Origin of the sequence: uncultured Aquimarina sp. (assembly GCF_947492965.1) — a bacterium.
Taxonomy (GTDB): Bacteria; Bacteroidota; Bacteroidia; order Flavobacteriales; family Flavobacteriaceae; genus Aquimarina.
This window is the reverse complement of the sequence record NZ_CANLOZ010000015.1, coordinates 15,199-34,863: the sequence shown is the minus strand read 5'-3', so window position 1 is coordinate 34,863 and position 19,665 is coordinate 15,199. Positions and strand designations below refer to the sequence as shown.

At 32.3% G+C, this 19,665-nt stretch carries 18 protein-coding genes and 1 tRNA gene; 9 read left to right on the top strand and 10 right to left on the bottom strand.

The genetic code is table 11. The annotated features are described in order from the left end of the window. Positions 1 to 4 precede the first annotated feature (4 nt). The 5 genes from Q1B37_RS23010 (at position 5) to Q1B37_RS22990 (ending at position 5,568) form a co-directional block, all read left to right on the top strand. A complete protein-coding gene (locus tag Q1B37_RS23010; protein ID WP_299902992.1) occupies positions 5 to 1,708 on the top strand; it encodes a DUF4280 domain-containing protein in 1,704 nt (567 codons plus the stop codon). A 3-nt stretch (positions 1,709 to 1,711) separates the two neighbouring features. Then, positions 1,712 to 2,167, top strand: a complete 456-nt coding sequence (locus Q1B37_RS23005; protein WP_299902990.1) for a hypothetical protein — start codon at positions 1,712 to 1,714, stop codon at positions 2,165 to 2,167. 29 nt (positions 2,168 to 2,196) lie between these two features. Continuing rightward, positions 2,197 to 3,690 (top strand): hypothetical protein, encoded by a 1,494-nt coding sequence (locus Q1B37_RS23000; RefSeq protein WP_299902988.1) that lies wholly within the window; start codon positions 2,197 to 2,199, stop codon positions 3,688 to 3,690. Further along, the gene (locus Q1B37_RS22995; protein WP_299902987.1) at positions 3,680 to 4,114 is read left to right on the top strand and encodes a hypothetical protein; all 435 of its coding nucleotides are present in this window, start codon (positions 3,680 to 3,682) and stop codon (positions 4,112 to 4,114) included. Before Q1B37_RS23000 ends, Q1B37_RS22995 begins: the two co-directional genes overlap by 11 nt. Positions 4,115 to 4,248: 134 nt before the next feature. Next, a complete protein-coding gene (locus tag Q1B37_RS22990; RefSeq protein ID WP_299902985.1) occupies positions 4,249 to 5,568 on the top strand; it encodes a hypothetical protein in 1,320 nt (439 codons plus the stop codon). 49 nt (positions 5,569 to 5,617) lie between these two features. Here the strand turns inward: Q1B37_RS22990 and Q1B37_RS22985 are convergent, their stop codons facing one another. The 6 genes from Q1B37_RS22985 to Q1B37_RS22960 all read right to left on the bottom strand — a co-directional run bounded on the left by Q1B37_RS22985 (position 5,618) and on the right by Q1B37_RS22960 (position 11,188). After that, complete coding sequence (locus Q1B37_RS22985; RefSeq protein WP_299902983.1) at positions 5,618 to 5,938, bottom strand: dienelactone hydrolase family protein; 321 nt, start codon at positions 5,936 to 5,938, stop codon at positions 5,618 to 5,620. Between the two features lie 3 nt (positions 5,939 to 5,941). Further along, entirely contained in the window at positions 5,942 to 6,658 is a 717-nt protein-coding gene (locus Q1B37_RS22980; RefSeq protein WP_299902977.1) for an alpha/beta hydrolase, read from the bottom strand. 115 nt (positions 6,659 to 6,773) lie between these two features. Further along, positions 6,774 to 7,703: an alpha/beta hydrolase-fold protein gene (locus tag Q1B37_RS22975; RefSeq protein ID WP_299902976.1), complete on the bottom strand. Its 930-nt coding sequence runs from the start codon at positions 7,701 to 7,703 to the stop codon at positions 6,774 to 6,776. 164 nt (positions 7,704 to 7,867) lie between these two features. Further along, entirely contained in the window at positions 7,868 to 8,629 is a 762-nt protein-coding gene (locus Q1B37_RS22970) for a class I SAM-dependent methyltransferase (protein WP_299903033.1), read from the bottom strand. Between the two features lie 11 nt (positions 8,630 to 8,640). Further along, positions 8,641 to 9,294, bottom strand: coding sequence for a response regulator transcription factor (locus Q1B37_RS22965; RefSeq protein WP_299610911.1), 654 nt, complete (start codon positions 9,292 to 9,294; stop codon positions 8,641 to 8,643). Then, entirely contained in the window at positions 9,287 to 11,188 is a 1,902-nt protein-coding gene (locus Q1B37_RS22960; protein WP_299902974.1) for a sensor histidine kinase, read from the bottom strand. Before Q1B37_RS22960 ends, Q1B37_RS22965 begins: the two co-directional genes overlap by 8 nt. Positions 11,189 to 11,521: 333 nt before the next feature. Here Q1B37_RS22960 and Q1B37_RS22955 point away from each other — a divergent pair, with 333 nt between their 5' ends. The 3 genes from Q1B37_RS22955 to Q1B37_RS22945 all read left to right on the top strand — a co-directional run bounded on the left by Q1B37_RS22955 (position 11,522) and on the right by Q1B37_RS22945 (position 13,970). After that, positions 11,522 to 12,823, top strand: a complete 1,302-nt coding sequence (locus tag Q1B37_RS22955; protein WP_299902971.1) for a cytochrome ubiquinol oxidase subunit I — start codon at positions 11,522 to 11,524, stop codon at positions 12,821 to 12,823. A 3-nt stretch (positions 12,824 to 12,826) separates the two neighbouring features. Continuing rightward, a complete protein-coding gene (locus Q1B37_RS22950; RefSeq protein WP_299610905.1) occupies positions 12,827 to 13,864 on the top strand; it encodes a cytochrome d ubiquinol oxidase subunit II in 1,038 nt (345 codons plus the stop codon). A 31-nt stretch (positions 13,865 to 13,895) separates the two neighbouring features. Then, positions 13,896 to 13,970, top strand: a tRNA-Pro gene (locus tag Q1B37_RS22945). Between the two features lie 130 nt (positions 13,971 to 14,100). Here Q1B37_RS22945 and Q1B37_RS22940 read toward each other — a convergent pair. Beyond that, positions 14,101 to 15,510 (bottom strand): vanadium-dependent haloperoxidase, encoded by a 1,410-nt coding sequence (locus tag Q1B37_RS22940; RefSeq protein ID WP_299902969.1) that lies wholly within the window; start codon positions 15,508 to 15,510, stop codon positions 14,101 to 14,103. Between the two features lie 589 nt (positions 15,511 to 16,099). On the opposite strand from Q1B37_RS22940, the gene Q1B37_RS22935 reads away from it, so the two are divergent. Continuing rightward, positions 16,100 to 16,945, top strand: a complete 846-nt coding sequence (locus tag Q1B37_RS22935) for an AraC family transcriptional regulator (RefSeq protein WP_299610899.1) — start codon at positions 16,100 to 16,102, stop codon at positions 16,943 to 16,945. A 64-nt stretch (positions 16,946 to 17,009) separates the two neighbouring features. Here the strand turns inward: Q1B37_RS22935 and Q1B37_RS22930 are convergent, their stop codons facing one another. From Q1B37_RS22930 to Q1B37_RS22920, 3 genes are all read right to left on the bottom strand, one after another. Beyond that, a complete protein-coding gene (locus Q1B37_RS22930) occupies positions 17,010 to 17,819 on the bottom strand; it encodes an OmpA family protein (RefSeq protein WP_299902967.1) in 810 nt (269 codons plus the stop codon). A gap of 70 nt (positions 17,820 to 17,889) precedes the next feature. Beyond that, the gene (locus tag Q1B37_RS22925) at positions 17,890 to 18,327 is read right to left on the bottom strand and encodes a hypothetical protein (protein WP_299902965.1); all 438 of its coding nucleotides are present in this window, start codon (positions 18,325 to 18,327) and stop codon (positions 17,890 to 17,892) included. Between the two features lie 69 nt (positions 18,328 to 18,396). Then, the gene (locus Q1B37_RS22920; protein WP_299902962.1) at positions 18,397 to 19,644 is read right to left on the bottom strand and encodes a PepSY domain-containing protein; all 1,248 of its coding nucleotides are present in this window, start codon (positions 19,642 to 19,644) and stop codon (positions 18,397 to 18,399) included. Positions 19,645 to 19,665 lie beyond the last annotated feature (21 nt).

Here is a 19,665-nt window from a genome sequence, read left to right as displayed (position 1 = left end):
AACCATGGCTGGGCAATTTGTAAAAAACGGAGCTACGCTAAAATGTCCTCTTTGTTCTAGCAGTGGTACCTTAGTGGTATCCCACACTCAAGTACAATTACAAGATACGCCTTGTGCTACAAATGGAGATAAAAGTAGTACCAATCTTGTTTTCGGTGGAGTCTGTAAAAAATGGAGAAAAAGTCCTCCGCCATGTGCTAGTGTTATTGCTCCAACACAATGGAAAGGAGTTGCGACAGATATCGAAATTGATGGCGAGTTCATGCTATTAGAAGATTCTACTATCATGTGCAGCACAGGTGGAGTAGATATCGCCATCGAAGATACAGCCCAAATAGATGTGCCAACAGATCTACCAGATACGGAAAATGCATTGTTAAAAAAGTTTTTGGTAAACATAAGGAGACCGGATGATTATATGGGAGAATATGGGTTTGATTGGTTACGTGATGAATATATTTATCCAATAGAAATGGTACAATTCGATTATGACGGAACTCCTATAAATTCTAATGTGCCTATTTGCCGAGATCCACAGAATATTAAGAATGAATATAAATCTAAAGACGTTCTGAATCCAATCACTCCTTACGGAGAAGATTACTATACATCTTGGCTATCTATTTTTCCAGATACTACAACAGAAGAGTTTTCGCATGGATCTAGAATGCATGAGAATGGAATAGACTTGGATATCGAAATAGAAGAATTAGAACCTTTAATTAATGATGATACAGAAATTGTATTCGAAGCTAATAATCAATACATAAAAATAGTACCTGAAAAAATTAGGTTATCAGAGTTATTATCTAATAAGATCACAAAAAACTTAGGTAACAGTACACGAGAATACTATCGAACTTCTAAAATGATTAACGTAAAATGTGAAGGAGGAGCGTTATCAAGTCATGAGGAGATTAAAATATTTGCTCAACTCGAGGGAGAAAAAGAAGAAGTTGGAAAATTAATGATATATAAAAATGATATTATACCTAAAGCAGAAATGGTAGTTGTAAATGTTGTCACGGGAAGCCCAGCAACACTCAGCGGAGATTATCAGTATGCATTTAAATTTCAGTCTTTTAATCAGGCCTTAATACGAGCAGAAGTGAAAGTAGATACTCGTTTCGATATTAATAGTTTACCATCCGGTGATTTTGATGTTATTCAGTTCAAATCAAATTATATCAATGCTGCTGGTAATATTGGAGCAAACGGAGCTGATGGTTTCTTACGAGATTTAAAAACGCTCTATGAACGATATGGAACGCATTCTCCCAGAAATAATGCATTAATTGATTCGAATAATAACGCTAGAACTTATTTATTCTATACTTCGATTATAGCGCAAACAAATTTTCAGAATGGAAGATATCAAAGAACTGATGGTATCGCTACCGCAGATTTAAGTAATTTTTCTAATTGTTCTTGTGTGAAATGGGGAAATGCTTTTACAATGTTTGGTACAGCATTAATTGATAACTATGTAGTTGTACATGAAGCTGGTCATTCTCTTTCTTTGCCGCACGCTTTTGAAGAAGGTTTTCCAAAACCTCATGTTTTCCATAAAGGTTTTACTGATAATGTTATGGACTATATTCAAAAAGTTGACGGAAGTGCAAATCCATTCACAGGAAAAATGGTATCTTTTTACAAATGGCAATGGGATATTATGAGATCCGATAGAAGTTTGATTTTTAATTATTAAAATATGAAGACCATTAATAATATTTCAATCATATGTATTCTTCTACTGTTAAATTCTTGTTTTAGCAAAAAGGATAAAAGATTAAGTGTCATAGAAGAAAACCAAAATGATACCATGGAAATTTTATGTTTTTATAAAACTTTGATGGGAGAAGATCAAGTATTTAAGGTTTCAGGAAGATATCTATATGCTTTTGGAAAAAAAGAAGAAATTACCCTTGCAATCCAAGATAGTTTATATGCTATTCCTAATGTAGTCTTGCAAAATAATAAACGATTAGGCTGCGGAACTTGTATCGATAGTATGGATTATAAATTTATCTTCAAAAAAGGAGAACATACGAGAACCTGGGTGATTCAGAGTGGGTTCAATATTCCAGAACAGTATGAAAATTATTTCAACCTGTTAATTAATATAGCAAAAGAACAAGTGGAGTCACAAAAGAATTCTAGAGAATAGAAATTATTAAATAGATTATATTTTGAAATATGTCAGGAAATATGCAAGAAGTAACTAATGTTGTTAGAGAACTGATAAAAGCACGTTCAAAAAGAATTGAGCGAATTAATAAAAATTGGTCCGAAGATGCTAATCAAACCACTTTTGCTACTAATGAAGCTGAAGAAGGACTATTAGATGCATATTTTGCAGAACAAGTAACTAGACAATTTGGAATACCAGATGGCACTTATACTTATACATTTGGAGGCACTAATGATACTAGTACAGAAACTGGAAAAAGAAGCACAGCAGAGATAATACTTAATAGAATTTCTTCTCAGTTAAACCAAAATGGTCAGCATACCGCTATTGAATTAATAATAGCAGCCTTGGTAAATGATAGTTATAGTGGAGCGAATGGAGATACGGTGACTTTTGAAATTTTTAAAACTGAAGAAAAAATTTCCTATCAAAAAATAAGTTCAGGAACTTTGGGTGGGGAAGCTTATATAGTTGTAAAAGGTTTCGCTTTAAAAGATAAAGAAGCGACCATAGAAATTTTTGAAAAGGAGCCTTTTTTGTTAATGGAAAGCGAAACACCACTGACCGTTATACAATATGATTCTTTGGATGCAGAAGAACCTAACGAAAGTGTTAATAAAACACAATTAAAAGCAACTTTTAATAATGGAGGAGAAGCTATAGTAAAAATTAAATTTAGACCAAAAGTAGAAGATCCTGATGACGTTTTTAATGAATGGAAAGAAAAGTTTAAACCTATTGTAGAAACATCTACAAATGAAACTGGTGCTGTTGAAACAAGTGTAAGACCACAACCAAGACCTGATGATTTGGATACCTCTGTGGCACGAACAGCTCATAAACCTCCTAAAACTACAAATCTTTTATGGCTGAAAGTAAAGGTAAGTGGAGACAAACAAGAATATGAGGAAGAGTTTTTAAATGAGAGTGATAGGGCATACTTTGTTTTGCAAAAACAGACTTCTTGGGCGCATAGTCAATTTGGTAATTTAATAGCTCAATTTGAATCTGGAGATAATTATAATATTTGCAATAGAACGTACCCTCCACCATTAAGAGTTGTAAGAAATGTAAACGTAGTAGGTACTCCAATTAGTGAAATCCAGCGACAACAAAGTAGAGCAGTAAGAACTTTATTTGCCGTAGGCAGATATCAAGTAATACCAATAACGATGAATGCAGCTGTTGCAGCCTTAAATCTAGATGTTAGTAAAAATTTTGATGAGGAAACTCAAGATAGAGTTTTTGATGAATTTTTAATAGATATCAAAAGGCCGCCTATTATTGCTTACCTAGAAGGAAATGGTGATTTAGGAGAGGCTATGTATTCTGCAGCACAGGAATGGGCTAGTATTGGAGTAGAAAGAGGCAGACCTATTAGTAGAGGTAGAATAGCAGAAGGAGGAGAATCGTATTATGCAGGAGATGGTCTAAATCGGGCTCATATTACTCCAGAAGAAATCAGAGAAGCATTAATAAATTCTAAAAATGGACAATAGTCTTTCAATAGTAAAGTTGAAGTTTTTTTCTGTATTAGTTTTTTTTATTCTAAACGGAAACATAAACGATGTTGTGGTTACAGATCCATCTGAAAGTCACAATGTATTGAGGTTAAAACAGAAGGATGCTAATATTCAAAGAACATTTGTACATAGTTGTGGTTCGGGATGCGCAATGAGTTATAAAGAAATTGATCTAAAAATATTAAATAATGCTCATGAAGTTAAATTGAAGGTTACAATGTATGTTAATGAAGAAGTAACTGATGAATTCTTTCTGAAATATATAATTGATTGTAATAGTAATATGGCAAATTCTATGATATCCAAAGAAAATGGAGAGAATGTTTTTACCACTGGAATAAAGGAAATTGAAAATGTTTTTAAAGAATATGCTGATAAAGTATGTTCAAGTACATATTAGTCATAAAAAGATAATATCAATGATTATAGTGGTTTTCAGGGGATAATTTCCACAAAAATCAAGGATGTTTCTATCCTTATAACTTTATATCTTACATAAAAATAAACACACAAAACTCTTAAAACTAAAACCAAATGAGGGACTTATTATTTTGTAGAAACACACTTTTATTAGTGTGTAGTCTAATGGTGTTTTCTTGTTCCAAAGAAATAGACGGATCTGATATAACTTTATTAAATTCTGATAAGGAAATCTTAGAATTTAGTTTTTTAACATCAGAGAATGGCGAATTAGAAACTAACATTACGGCTAATATAGATCAACTTAAAAATACCATCTCTGTAGTATTACCTTTCGGCACACCTATAAGAGCTTTAAAACCTAGTATAGTTGTATCAGACGGAGCAACAGTAGTTCAGAATATTGATACTACTTTTGATTTTTCAGAACCGATTGTTTATAGTGTTCTAGCGGAGGATGGATCTACTAAAGATTATACAATCTTTGTAAGAGTTGTTACCAGCACAGCCAGAGAGATATTGACTTCTTTCTTCAATCAAAACCCAGATAATACTTTGGGATGGAATCTGGAAAATGAAGATGTTTCTACCTGGGAAGGAGTAGTGGTAGTCGATGGTAAAGTAGTTGCACTAGAGTTGAATGAGAAAGGACTTACGGTACTACCACCAGAGATTTGCGATTTGTTTTACCTAAAAACACTTTCCTTAGAAAGTAATAGCATAACTGAAATTCCTAAGGAAATAGAAGACTTGTCTAATAATTTAAGAACACTAAATCTTGGTGCTAACTTAATTGAAGCTATACCAGAAGAGTTTTTTAGTCTGAGAAAGCTTGTGGATTTTAGGATCTATACAAATCAACTTACCGAGATCCCAGCGAGTATAGAAAGTCTTAAAGAACTTAGAGAACTAAGTATATCAAATAACACTTTGGAAGAGGTGCCATCAGAGTTGTTTAATCTTACGGAATTAAATGTCTTATTTATGAATAATATTGGATTAATAGAGATACCAGAGGAAATTACCAAGTTTTCTAAATTAACAGCTCTGGGAGTGTCTAGTAACCCTATTGGAACTATTCCAGAACATATATTAAGCCTACAATCGCTAACTAGGTTAGATATGTATAATACAAACTTGACAAGTATTCCATCTGATATTGTTAAACTTACCAATCTGGTAAGATTGCAATTATCAGGAAATATGTTGGCAAATATCGATACTAGTATTGGAGATATGTTTCATCTAGAATATCTATATCTGCGAACAAATATGATAGAGATGGTTCCGAATCAAATAAGCAATCTCATTAATTTGAAATTATTAGATCTTTCAGAAAATGGAATTGTTTCTATGCCTACAGCAGTATGTGACTTAGTGAATACAGGTACCGAAATTTTATCGGATGATGGAGTAACATGTTCTACGAGGTAGTTTAATAACGAAAGCAATTGACGTATATCTATTAAAGTAAAGAGTAGCTTTATCTTTGGTTTAGCCAGTTTTCTAGAGTTTCCAAAAAACCGGTACATCTTTTAAAAGGTAAATTGTTATCCTGAAATTCGTAGAATCCACCAGTTTTACATTCGCGAATATTATGATCACAATTCGGAAATGATTGTATTTCTAAATCTGTATTTGTTGCTAACGTCTGTTCATATAACAATTTGGTCTTTTTCCAATCAACATTCATATCACTTTCTCCAAATAATGCCAAAACGGGACATTTGATGTTCGATAATATCGTTTTGAAATCCTTAACTACAATGGGCAAGCCAGTTTTTTCGTCAAGTTCTTCTTTCATAAGTTACTTCTGATAATTATAATATTCTTCTTCTGTAATGGTGCTACCATTATTAAATCTTAATATAAAATCGTTTTTCCTTAGATTGGGTGTAGCGTTTTGAGCACTTTCATAACTTCCTCCTGAATGATGAATTTTTAAAGCTGCTTTCCATTCTCCAACAATTAAATTAACCGAATCTTTTGGCAATCCATCAATTCGCAAGTTTTGTTCGAGTAGGTATCCAAAATTTTCTTTGTCATCAACGCCACTTACAGAAACCCAAAATGCTATATCGTTGTATGTGTTTATTACTATGGGATTTACCCAGCCAGCTCTACTAACTCCATATAAACCGATAATATCCGAACCTGGTATTTGCTTTTCTTTTAAAGTATTGATCGCAGTAATTACTTCTTGCGCACTATTTTCAATAGACTGATTATAATTAAACGCACCTTCGCTTTTTCCACAGCCCATTTTATCCCACATATAGATACCATAACCTGCTTTTACAAATGTTTCACTTATATCTATATACCATTCCTGAGCAACAGCATTTGTCTTTCCAGATCCATGCACTAACATTACAATTCCCTTAGGTTTTTGATCTTTCGGAAGGTTTAAAACACCATTCAGTTGTATTCCTTCAAATTCGAAGTTTATGATTTGTCTGCTACTCTGAGCCTTCAAATTCACAAGAATTAGAAAAAGAGCTGAGGTTATGATGATTCTATTCATTCTTAAAATTTATAGTCATTTATTACAAGTGTTCCTTGTAGTAAGGATTAATAAACGTTAAGAATGTTACAGTTTAATCCAAGAATATATTTGGATAAAGGTTATGCTTACGAAGTTATTTTTTTAGTAAAAACTCTAAAGGAATACGTAATCTTTTACTCCAGGCATTTTCGCTATGGTTTTCCCCTGGAAAAAATTGAGTACTCCAATTGTTTTCATTGTAGCCTTTTTTAATCATAACTTGATCAACTTTTTTCTGGATATCTGGATATAATTCATCTAAAGTTTTATCACCACAGTCGAAGTAGATCTTATGATTTTTGGGATTAGGAAGATGATTATCTAAATATTTGATAAACGCCTCTGGCATTGAATTGTTTTTAAGTGTAAAAGAACCTGGCCAATGAGTCGATAGGCAAGCGGCTCCTCCGAATACTTCAGGATATTCACAAATAGCATACATGGATATTAAACCTCCCATACTACTTCCCATAATATAAGTGTTTGCCTGATCTGAAGAAACAGAATAGTTTTTATCGATATAGGGCTTTAGTTCTTCAACAATAAACTTAAGATAGTTATCAGATTGTGGAATAAATGATGTTTTTATCGGTACATGCGAATGTTTAAGTTGTGTATTTAAGGTGTCTTTTTGACTTTGTGATAAATAATGAAATGGTTTTTGGGGGAAGTAATCAGAATGTCTTGTTGCTCCACCATTCCAAATACCAACAACAATAAAGTCTTTTATTTTGTTCGATTCAAGTAATTTAGAAGCTACATTATCTATATTCCAGGCTTGTTTATTCCATGAGCTCTTAGGATCGAATAACATTTGTCCATCATGCATATATAGTACTGCATATTTTTTAGAAGAAGAATAAGCTTCTGGTACCCATATATCAATATTTCTGGGGGTTACATGCTTTGATTCAAAATTCTCTATACGATCCACTTTTCCAGATACGACTTCGGGAAGCGTGTTTTGAGCTTTTGCAGTAAAAATTAGTAATAAGACTATGACGCTATTTATTATTTTTCTCATCTATTAGTTACATTAGATATATCTGCTATTCTGGGCATAATTTATACCAAATAAATCAATCTATCAATCCTATGTTAGATGGGAATATGTTAAAAGATTGAAAGTCATTTTTGAATTAGTTTTTGGAAAGCTCTCTGGCTTTTTGAAAATATTTCTTTACTAATTCATCTTTTTTGAGCAACTACCACATAGGTAGGAAATGCGTAAGATTCTCTTGTAATTATTTCTAGTACCTCAAATCCATTTAAAATTAGAAAAAGCTCAATTTCATCTTTAGTGAACGTTCTTACAGTGGAGTGATCTGTTCCAACTTTTAGCAAATTATTTTTTTCTTTTTTATAAAAGTTAGATTCCCAATCGAAACACCAGTTATTTAGGATATTGGGATTCCATTTACTTTTCCTTAGGTAAGTTATATTCTTATGGTTAACTTCATGGGTAATTTCCTTTTTATTGCTTATTTCTGGTATGAATTCGTTAGCATCTATGAAATCAAAACAAAAGATACTTCCTTTTTTCATATTATTATGAATACTGGCAAAAGTGGATTCTACATCTTTGTTTTTAACTAAATAACTTATTGTTCTCCCAGTCATGATAACGCTTTCTACTGGTTTTTCTAAATTGAAATGTCGCATATCTCCATGAATAAAACTAGCGTTAGGGTTTCTTTCCTTAGCTATTTTTAGCATTTCTTTACTAAAATCAAGTCCGCAATACTCATAGTTGTCGTTAATAAAACGTTGAGATAAATTTCCTGTTCCACAACCTATTTCCAGAATACTGTTTTTGTCATACTTTTTGAGAAAACTTTTATATAGGTCATATTCTAACTGGTAATCAATAAATGTTGCATACATCATTTCGTAAACCTCAGCTAAATCTGTATACAAACTGCTCATTTCATTATTTTTTAACTGTAGTATAAATTAAATAGTTAATCTACCAGTCCCATTTTAATCGCATGTTTTGCTAACCCAACAACGTTTTTTACGTTTAGTTTAGAAATCAAACTGGTGCGATAACCTTCAATGGTATATTTGCTTAAGAATAGTTTATCAGCAATTTCCTGTGTGGTATATTCTTTAGCAATTAGTTGCAAGATTTCTTTCTCACGTTTACTAAGATTGATTTCATTGGATTGTTTTTGTTCAAAAACACTCTTGGTATATGTTTCTTTAATACTGTCTGAAAAGTAATTAGAACCTTTTAGGATGGTTTCTATAGCTTTTAATAATTCTTCTTTTCTAGAGTTCTTAGGAATATAACCATTTACACCATCCTGAGTAAGTTCATAAATTTTATCAGGAGTCGATAACATACTAACGATTAGCGTCTTTATACCAGGATGATTCTTCTTTATATGTTGGTTTAAAGCTATTCCATCCATCTTAGGCATATTAATATCTAAAATTGCCAAATCAATTTGGTCATCGGTATTGATATCTAAATACTTTTTTAGATCACTCCCGTTGCTTGCTGTATAGATAATTTCATAGTCAGATTCATGGGCAATGATACTTATCAAACCGTCCAAAAACATTTTGTGATCATCTGCTACGACTAATTTATATGTATGCTTTTTAGTCATGTATTATTGTGGGTATTTCAATACGAATGGCAGTACCTCTATTCATTGAAGAGTCAATATCCATTTTTGCTTTTAATAACGCTATGCGTTTTTGAATATTTTGTAAACCGATACCATTCGTTACTTTATCTGTGTCAAATCCGATTCCATCATCTTCAAAAATAATTTCTATAGAATCTTGGTATGCATTTAGACAAATCTCAATCACTTTAGCTTTGGCATGTTTTAAAGCATTCGTCATCAATTCCTGAATGATTTTGAAAATCTCAACTTTCTGATTGTCGTTTATGTTGTTTATTTTTTCTACAGGATGAGGTATAAATGTAATTTCAGGATCTGTAACCTTTTCTATCGTATCTATATATTCTCTGATATAATTTGCAAAAGCTGTTTGGTTAATTTTCTTAGGAATCAGATTATGTGATATTTCTCGAACTTGCTGATACGTATCATCTAATTGATCGATTAATGTATCTTTTATTTCAAGGTCTTTTTGGACATTCACAATTTGTAATTTGATCGCAGCTAAATTTCCTCCAATGCTATCGTGCAATTCTCTAGAAATTCTGCTACGTTCTTCATTTTGAGCAATTACATAGGTATTCGCTAGTTTTAGTTCTTGTTCTTTTAGAAAAGAAGCGGTTTTCTGTCTATTAATCTCTTCTTTTTGAGCATTGTATTTTATTTTAACTTGTAGTTTCTGATAGTACACAAACAGGAGTGCCATGATTGGTACTAAAACAATGATAAAACCAATGACGTAAAACCGTTTTAATAAGCGTTGTCTTTTAATTTCACTTTCTTTAAGAAGTTGATCTTCTTTTAAAAGCAAAATCTCTTTCTCTTTGGTAGCGGTTTCATATTTTACTTCGAGTTCGGTGATCTCTTTCTTTTGTTTTCTATTATTCAAAGAATCTCTTAGTCTGTGAAACTGTATTAAGGCTTCATTTGCGGATTTATGATTATTTGCTTTTGTATATACCGTAACTAGATTATCATAACTATTTTTTTGTATTTCTATGTTTGAGATCTCTTTTGCTTGCGCTATGGTTTTATTTAGCATTTGTATCGCTTCCGAATAATTTCCCATCACTCCTATAACTTCAGCTTTATGAGCAGTAGCATTAAGGCTTTTATCTATAAAACCGTATTCATCCGCGATCTTTTTACTTTTATCAAAGTATTCAATCGCTTGCTTATACTTTTTATTTTTATAAAGAACAGAACCTAAGTTTAAGATAAGTGTAGAAGATGCATTAGGAGAGGAGTTTGGTGGGAGTATTTCAAGAGCTTTTTTGAAAAAGTTTTCAGCATTTTCAAAATCGTCTTTTTTAAAATAGGCAGCACCTATATTAATGTAATTAGAACAAATAACTTTTTGATCGTCTGTAACGGCATTACTTTCTTCAAAAAAAAGAATAGCTTTATCGTAATCCCCTTTGTTAGCTGATAAAATCCCTAAATCAGATTTTACCTTAACAATCATATTTAAGTAGTTGATTTCTTCAGAAATCTTTAAGCTTTTGTATAGAATTTCGATAGCATCATCGATTTTTCCGCTTCTTCTATATCCAGATCCTAATAATCGATAAGCTTGAGATAAATATTTTTTATTTCTAAGATGGATTAAGGACGATTTTGTATAATAAACAGAAGAATCTATGACACCAATGGAGTTAAAATAACTTCCTAGGTAAAGCTTTGCTTTTGCTTTTGTAGAATCTTGATTGTTTTTATCCTTTACTATTTCCGATAGTTCTTTATACGAATAGGAAGGGTTTACACCCAAAGAATCCACAGCATTATTGAGTCTTAAAGTAGCTGATTCTTGTCCGTATCCGATAGAAACACTGAGTAGGAGTAGTGCTATGAATATTTTCCTTTTGATATTCATGTAATCTGGGTGAAAAATTATGTAGGTTTTCTAACTAGAGAAAAGGTTTATTAATTAGGTTAGTTTAAATATAGTAGTATTTCATGGATTACAATACCTTATTAGCTATATTAACGTTTGTTGGGAATTTAATTAACTGTCTTTTAGGTAAGTAAAAGAATCAATTTTTTGTTGCTTTTAAATTCGGTTTTTTATGTTTTGGAAATGACTAAAATTATGATCAAAAAGAGCTTCAAAAAACCGAAAAGACTCAGGTTTTTTCTTCTTAAAATGGGCTTTGTGTCGTATCTTTATAGAGTAATTAGAATCACACTCTTTCTCTAAATATTTTCTATGGAAAACCTTGATGCAGCAAGACTCCAAATGGCATTTACGCTTATATTTCATATCGTTTTTGCTTGTATTGGAATGGTCATGCCTTTTTTTATGGTAGTATCACATTATAAGTGGTTAAAAACAAAAGATCAACTATATTTAACATTAACAAAAGCCTGGCAAAAAGGGGTGGCAATTTTTTTCGTCACAGGTGCCGTATCCGGAACTGCTTTGTCTTTTGAGTTGGGGCTGTTATGGCCCGAATTTATGAAACATGCGGGTCCTATTATTGGAATGCCTTTTTCCTTAGAAGGTGCTGCTTTTTTTGTAGAAGCGATAGCACTTGGTTTTTATTTGTACGGATGGAATAAATTACCGGAAAAGTTTCATTGGTTTACTGGGGTCATTATAGGATTGTCTGGAGTAGCCTCAGGAATTCTAGTAGTTGCGGCAAATGGATGGATGAATTCACCGTCAGGATTTGATTATGTAGATGGACAGTTCTTAAACATTGATCCTGTTAAGGCAATGCTTAATCCTGCATGGTTTACCCAAGCCTTGCATATGACTTTAGCCGCTTTTACAGCAACGGGTTTTGCCGTAGCAGGAATTCATGCCTATCAAATATTTAAGGGTAGAAGAGTGGCTTTGCATACCAAGGCATTTAAAATAGCAATCACTTTTGGAGCAATAGCGGCAATTTTGCAACCGATTAGTGGAGATATTTCGGCAAAAGATATTGCAGATAGACAGCCTGTAAAATTAGCAGCGATGGAAGCTCATTATAATACAGAAAAAGGAGCTCCTTTATATATCGGAGGTATTGTAGATGCCGAAACTCAAGAAGTAAAATACAAGCTTGCTATTCCTGGAATGCTATCTTTCTTGGCATTTGGAGATTTTGATGCTGAAGTAAAAGGATTAAATGATTTTCCGGAAGATGAACGCCCTAATGTTCCTATGGTTCATTATGCGTTTCAGGTGATGGTTGGTATTGGTGGTATCCTGATGCTAGCAGGATTATTATATTTTGTTTCTTTAAAAAAGAAAAAATGGCTTACCAATAAAAAATATTGGTTATTGTTTATAGCACTAGCACCACTTGGATTTTTAGCATTAGAAGCTGGTTGGATTGTAACAGAAGTTGGAAGACAACCTTGGATTATTCATAAAATAATGCGAACAAAAGATGCAGTGACACCTATGCCAGGAATTGTGGTAAGTTTCTATACCTATATTGTGGTTTATACTACACTATCGATTGCAGTTACCTGGTTAATGATTCGCCAGATCAAAGTTCTTAATGCTCAAAATAACTAGTCTATGCTATACGTCGTTTTATTCTTCTTAATATTTTCCTTATACTTATACGTTGTTCTAGGTGGTGCGGATTATGGAGCAGGGATTGTAGAGATGTTTTCCTCAGAGGAAAACCAAAAAATCACAAAAAAAACAATTTATAGAGTCATGGGACCCGTATGGGAAGCCAATCATATTTGGATCATTATTCTCATAGTAATATTATGGATTGCATTTCCTGCGTATTATAATATCTTAGTAGTGAATCTACATATTCCATTAACGATAGTTTTATTAGGAGTTACCCTTAGAGGTGTTGCCTTTGTATTTAGACATTATGATGCTGTCATTGATAATTCGCAGAAATTATACGATGCTATGTTTAAAATATCTAGTTTGATTACACCGATATTCTTAGGTATGGTTTTCGGAGGATTGATTAGCGGACAAATTATACTAACAGAAGATGTCGAGAATCTTTCGTTCTATGATGTTTTTATAAAACCTTGGTTTAATGTATTCAGTATTTTAGTTGGGTTGTTTTTTGCAGCTTTATGTGCGTTTTTATCTTCTGTATTGCTTATTGGGGAATCGGTAAGAGGAAAGGAAAATATTTATATCCGAAAGGCAGGAATAGCCACTATTGTAGTTTTTATAACAGGTTTAATAACTTTTATTTACGGATATATCAGCGAATATAGTTTTGTTACCGTATTTGTTACAGATCCTTATGCTATTGTTGCTATGTTTATCTCAGGATTACTTTTAATTCCTCTTTGGATTACTATAAAAAAAGGACGTAGAGTGTTAAGCAGATTTTTTGCAGGTTTACAGGTTTTTTTAATTCTTCTCGCAGCATTTGTAGCCCATTTTCCGAACATAATTATTACCAAAACCAATGAGGTGAGTTTATTAGATAATATAGCTCCTGATAGTGTAATTAATGTACTTGGGATATCACTAATTATCGGTGGCGCAGTTATTCTTCCTGGGTTGTTTCATTTATTAAAATCATTTAAAATGATTAAGATTTTAGAACGCCATAATAATCCTTCGCAATAACGAAAGTATTTTTATATTTGTGTCCCATTTTCGGGTAGTAGCTTAGTCCGGTTAAAGTGCTGGTCTGGGGGACCAGAGATCGGAGGTTCGAATCCTCTCTACCCGACAAAAAAATCCAATAGTCTGATTTAGTAGACTATTGGATTTCTTTTTTCTTTTACAAAAGATCAATATTCATGATCATTTTAGAAAAGCAAAAGAGCAGTTTTATATCAAGTTATTTGATACCAGTACTACTAGTTCCTTAATCGGAATTTATTCACTGCATCTGATATTTCATAACCTAGACGATATCCTTCTACACAGTCCATTCTAATATGAACTCCCAGAGGAATTCTGGAGAATGCGTTTTCTTCTGCCATTTCAGAAAAGGAATCAAATTGTCTTGGATCTCCTAAAAACTCAGTTCTTCCTTCGTGTGTACGATCTGTAAAGTTAATATCGTTTCCAAACTCATCTATAAATATTCCTGCAGCAGCAGACGCAAATGTTGAGTGGCCAGATGGGTAACCAGGAAATGTTGGATTTGGCCAAAAAATAAACTTGAATAAATTTGTCTGATAATCAGGATTAATAAACTCCTGAATATATACACTAGGACGCATAACTAAATATTCATATTTATCTGCCCAAGATGAAACTGCAGCATCATTTAGAGAAAAACCTAATTTGAGTAGCATCGCCAATGATTTGTCATAATCAAGGTTATATTGATTTATTAGTTGATTAGCTATTGCAATTTGACGTCCTGGAGGACTTACCATTAATCCTTCTACATCATCAGACCAAAATTCTGCGATCCATAGATCTTCGTTATTTTCTTCAGCGGCTTTTGTACTTACAGTATAAACTTCATCCATCTCAGCATAATAATCACTTTGTGGATCGGTACTATAAGTAATTGGTGGTGGAATACTGCTTGTTTCTTCAGAAGAAATTATAAAAGTCCTTACTTTTCCCCAATAAGGAAATAAACCACGTTCTTGCTCTGCACTATAACTCCATAAACCTGGACCAATAGGAGGTTCATAATCTAATGGTTGTGGCTCTAGAATTTGTGTTTCAGCTTCAGTGTCTGTTTGGCTATATGCAATAACTTGTTCTGCCACATGAGTTCCCCATTCAATAGAATTTCGGATGTCACGTCTTCTTAAGCGTTTAGAAAGCTCGTCTTCATATTCGGATTGTAATTGACCAATTTTAGCGTCTATTTCAGGATCAATGTTATTCATGAAATGATCAAAGACAAGAGCATAGCACGTGTTTAATGCCAGATCTAAACTGATATTTCTGTCTCTTTCTCGTTGATCTATTTGTAATTCATCAAATCTGTTTTCTACAGATCTATATCCACGCATATCTTGTACAGCAGTTTCATATGCTGCCAAGTGTATATACGCCAAAGCTCTTGCAGTGGCATTTGGTCGCATTCCGAAAGCATGTTGATCTAGTTCTACCCATAAAGAATTCCAATCCATAATTAGATCAGTAGTAGTATCAGAATCATTGGATCCTTTACTAGCATCGTCAATACTTTCGGATCCTAAAGCTTCTTCATCTAATTCTTCATTATCATAAGAACACGATTGTATTAAAATTGCTGTTATCGAGAATATCAGTAGTATTCTGAAATTTGTTAGTTTCATAAATTTGAATAGTTAATTGTTAGACTAAAAATCTTCACCTTTCATGTTAGAAAAAGAAGATTATTTTCCTTTAAAAATTGCTTTGGTACCAAGCAATTTTTAAAAAATGTAAGTGTTGAATTCAAAAAGGAATTTGTTATAGTTTGCTCGAACATTTTTAGAGCGGATATACAAACCTTTTTCGAAGCTTAGCTAAGTGTGTTACAGAAAGAATAACTTAAGATCTTGGATTTATATTGCAAGGGGATATTACCCTTTCAGCAGAATGTTTCCGAGGACTATTGAATGATGTTTTATCTTCAGTGAATCGATGTTTATTTTCAGTAAATGAGCATTTTTCACCTAAAATTATAACAATTGTGGTTTACCATTTTAGGAGTAATGTGAAACCCATAATTATTTTAAAAAAAGAGAAAGGAAAAGAAAAAAATTATGACGAAATAGAAAATACTTTTTGAAGGATGATATGAATTTAACCTATTAAAGTAATTCTATGTTTTTGAAAATTAGAAAAGGTTAAAGAATGTAAATTATTCCTTAAGAACAAAGGATTTTTATTTTATGATGAAATTTATTTGTTAATTTGAATATGAGATTAGATTATGCTAGTATAAAAGATGAGAGCACCTTTATTCTAACCGACTTTAATTGTACTCCTGCTTTAGATTTACTGAAAGATAAAGGACTTTATAAAATTCTATGGAGTCGAGGACAAGCTGTAAGTTTTAGAGTTGATGGTTCACTGATCGAATTAGAGAAAGATCAGATCATTTTTTGTACACCTATTAATGTGTTAGAAATAGATAAGGATACTGAAGGGATTGTTTCTTTAGTTTTTAATAGAGAGTTCTATTGTATTCAGGATCACGATCAGGAAGTTTCTTGTAATGGTTTTTTGTTTTTTGGTTCTTCGGTTCCGCAAATATTAACATTAAAAGGTAAGGATAAAGATAGTTTCTGCTCTATGTTTGACTCTTTTGAGGAAGAATTTAAGAATAAGGATCAAATACAAGGTGAAATGTTGAGAACACTCCTTAAAAGTTTTTTAATTAAATCGCGGAGACTGATTAAACAAGAATTACCAGATCCTGGATTGCCCAATAATCAATTAGATATTATTCGAAGATTTAATGTTCTTGTCGAAAAGCATTTTAGAGAAAAACATCAAGTAGCTGATTATGCGGATTTACTTTTTAAATCTCCTAAGACATTATCCAACTTATTTCATAAGTACAGTGATAAGTCTCCATTAGCTACGATTAATGAACGTATTGTTGTAGAAGCAAAAAGGTTATTATTATACTCTGATAAAACATCAGAAGAAATTGCTTATGAGTTGGGATATAAAGAAGCAGGCCATTTTTCGAAATTTTTCAAAAAACACGCTGGATCGAACCCATCAGAATTTAAGAGTAAAAAATTAGCAAGCTCATAAAAAAAGATATAAAAAAACCATCTACCTCAGGCAGATGGTTTTTCAGTTATAAATAGAATTTTATTTAATTCTTCATATTGTCTTTTACCAAATTGTAAAAGTTATTAAACTTAGGATCTATGATAATCCTAGTAACAGTTTCAATTCCTTCGGTACCATACTCACTCTTTCCTAAAGCTTCCATTCTTTTAGGATCTACTTTATAATCTGTCTGCAGTACTCTAACTACAGAAGCAGCTTGTCTAGAACTTAAATCCCAATTATCGATTAACTTTTTGCCATCTAATTTTAAGGCATTACTATTTCCTTCTACGATAATGTTTAAATCAGGATTCGCATTTAATGTTGCTGCAATTTTTTCTAGTGTAGGTTTCGCCTTGTCATCAACGATATAATTTTTATCATTTTCTCCAAAAAGAGTAGTATTTGGTAAAATAATATGGATAGTACCGTTACTAATTTTTAGATTATCACCACCGATAGCGTTTTTAAATTTGCTAAATACAGCAAGGTTAATAGAGTCATTGGCAGTTATTGCATCGTTAATAACGTTTAATTGTCTATCTTTTTCCTTTATAATCTCTTGAGATGTCTGTAGATTACTAGCTTTTTTGTTTGATAATTCAGTAAAACTATTCATGTTAGCAAGCAGAGTAGCATTGGTCTCTTTAAGATCTGCTACCTGTGCTTCCATAGTTTTTACTTTGGACTGACTTACTCTTTCATTCTTTCTGGCTTCTACCAGCTCTCCATCTTTAGTTCTAAGTTCTTGTCTAAGCTTATCAATTTCAGCTAATAAATCTTTCTTTTTCTGAGCTTGTACCACAGTATTGGTTAAAAAAAGTACAGAGGCTAATAAAATAATTTTTCTCATGGGTTTAAGCGATTTGTTGCAGTGGCAAAAATAAACAATTTTATAAACTATGCTTTTCAAAAGAGGATTACTACTTTTTTAGCAGCTTTTCTGCAGTTGCAATGCTAGAATTGATTTGCTCTTTCAGTTTATTAACTTCTACTTCTTCTTCTTTTAAGATATTCATCTTAGCAGTAAATTTTTCTATATCCTCAGTAGTAACATCTTCTCCATGTGGAAATTTAGAACTAAAATCACTCATCCAATCCATCATAAAATCGTAAGAGTCTTTTAGATCCTTTTGTGCTTTTTCATAATTTTTTCCAGCTGCTGTAGTATCAATTTTAGTACCTAATTCTTTTATTAAAGAACTCATTGTTCCCATTTTGGGCATTACTTCATCATGAACATCGATTACTTTTTGCATAAGTGCATCGAATTCTTGTTCTTCTTTAGATAATTCATTACAAGAAAAATTGAAAATAAGTCCCACGATTAATAATAGGGACCATAACTTATTGGTATTCATTGGTATGTTTTTTTAATATTTCAAATGTATTGTTTTTTTAAATAATCGCCTTACTATCATCATAATGGATTAAGAAATTTTAGAGAATCTGTATTTTCTTAGATATTCTATTGCTAAAATGATTAGAATACTGGCACCAAACAACGGAAAAATAATGGATAATATACCAATTAGTAGTATAACTCCGTACCCAACTTTGAAGGAAGCAGGAACTTTTGGAACTCCCCAGCTTCCCTTTTTTTTTCTCAATATATATGAGGCTAAAGCTGAAACACTCATAATGGATAATAAAATGGCTGTGATTAGAATTAACCACCAATTCCAACCTCCAAATTCTCCTTGATGAAAAGCCATAAACCACATTCGTCCTCTCATTAAAATCCCTACATCTTTCCAGGTGTGCTTGAGTATAGGTTCTCCAGAATATTGATCAAAATGGATACTCTGTTGAGATGTTAAGTCCGAAGGATTGAAGTTTGAAACGCTAAACACTTCTGAAGGTCCTTTTGGAAATCCTAAGCTTACAATTCCCGGCAGCTCTAAAGCTTTTGCAGTAACCACCATTTGATCTAGTGTTAAAGCTTTTCCAGAAACAGTAGACTTTAGTTGATGCCCTTGCCAAGTAGCGGGATAGCCAGTATTTGTTGCTTTTTGGACAGTTTTAAAATTTTCTCCAAAAACATCCGTCCAGGGAAAACCCCCAGCAAGAATCATTAACAATAGGATAGATATCCAAAATCCAGAAACTGCATGTAAATCTCTATAAAATGTTCTTTTGTCTATAGTGCTTCTTGTTATAAAGTACCCTTTTAATTTCCATCCTCTTTTTGGCCACCAAATGTATAATCCTGTTACAATGAGTACAATCATCCAACTTGCAATAAGTTCAATGATTTTAGTACCGAATCCACCCATTAGTAATTCTCCGTGTAATTTTCTTATACTATACATGGTAGTATTTTTTCCGATGATTTCTCCAGAAACTTCACCTGTATAAGGGTTGATAAAAATGCTACTTTTATTACTAAATCTTCCAGAAACAAACTCTGTGGCTTGGTTTGGAGATATTTTTAATACAAGTGAGTTTGGTTTCTTAATAGCGTTTTTATTTGCAATATCCCATTGTTCTTGTAATGATATGGGAGTTCCTGTAACCGTAACTTCTTTAATATGTTTTTGTCTGGGCGTTTCATAATCCGATTTAAACAAATAAATGATTCCGGTTAAAGAAAGCAAAAGAACAAACGGAAGGGATATTAATCCTGCTATAAAGTGCCATTTCCAAAGCCAAGCATTCAATTTTGATTTTTTTTTCATAATGTAATTATTAAAAAGAAA

Excerpts from the sequence above, each read along its gene's own strand:
- Q1B37_RS23010 (WP_299902992.1), top strand. The coding sequence starts at position 5 with ATGGCTGGGCAATTTGTAAAAAACGGAGCTACGCTAAAATGTCCTCTT.
- Q1B37_RS23005 (WP_299902990.1), top strand. The coding sequence starts at position 1,712 with ATGAAGACCATTAATAATATTTCAATCATATGTATTCTTCTACTGTTA.
- Q1B37_RS23000 (WP_299902988.1), top strand. The coding sequence starts at position 2,197 with ATGTCAGGAAATATGCAAGAAGTAACTAATGTTGTTAGAGAACTGATA.
- Q1B37_RS22995 (WP_299902987.1), top strand. The coding sequence starts at position 3,680 with ATGGACAATAGTCTTTCAATAGTAAAGTTGAAGTTTTTTTCTGTATTA.
- Q1B37_RS22990 (WP_299902985.1), top strand. The coding sequence starts at position 4,249 with ATGAGGGACTTATTATTTTGTAGAAACACACTTTTATTAGTGTGTAGT.
- Q1B37_RS22985 (WP_299902983.1), bottom strand. The coding sequence starts at position 5,938 with ATGAAAGAAGAACTTGACGAAAAAACTGGCTTGCCCATTGTAGTTAAG.
- Q1B37_RS22980 (WP_299902977.1), bottom strand. The coding sequence starts at position 6,658 with ATGAATAGAATCATCATAACCTCAGCTCTTTTTCTAATTCTTGTGAAT.
- Q1B37_RS22975 (WP_299902976.1), bottom strand. The coding sequence starts at position 7,703 with ATGAGAAAAATAATAAATAGCGTCATAGTCTTATTACTAATTTTTACT.
- Q1B37_RS22965 (WP_299610911.1), bottom strand. The coding sequence starts at position 9,294 with ATGACTAAAAAGCATACATATAAATTAGTCGTAGCAGATGATCACAAA.
- Q1B37_RS22960 (WP_299902974.1), bottom strand. The coding sequence starts at position 11,188 with ATGAATATCAAAAGGAAAATATTCATAGCACTACTCCTACTCAGTGTT.
- Q1B37_RS22955 (WP_299902971.1), top strand. The coding sequence starts at position 11,522 with ATGGAAAACCTTGATGCAGCAAGACTCCAAATGGCATTTACGCTTATA.
- Q1B37_RS22950 (WP_299610905.1), top strand. The coding sequence starts at position 12,827 with ATGCTATACGTCGTTTTATTCTTCTTAATATTTTCCTTATACTTATAC.
- Q1B37_RS22940 (WP_299902969.1), bottom strand. The coding sequence starts at position 15,510 with ATGAAACTAACAAATTTCAGAATACTACTGATATTCTCGATAACAGCA.
- Q1B37_RS22935 (WP_299610899.1), top strand. The coding sequence starts at position 16,100 with ATGAGATTAGATTATGCTAGTATAAAAGATGAGAGCACCTTTATTCTA.
- Q1B37_RS22930 (WP_299902967.1), bottom strand. The coding sequence starts at position 17,819 with ATGAGAAAAATTATTTTATTAGCCTCTGTACTTTTTTTAACCAATACT.
- Q1B37_RS22925 (WP_299902965.1), bottom strand. The coding sequence starts at position 18,327 with ATGAATACCAATAAGTTATGGTCCCTATTATTAATCGTGGGACTTATT.
- Q1B37_RS22920 (WP_299902962.1), bottom strand. The coding sequence starts at position 19,644 with ATGAAAAAAAAATCAAAATTGAATGCTTGGCTTTGGAAATGGCACTTT.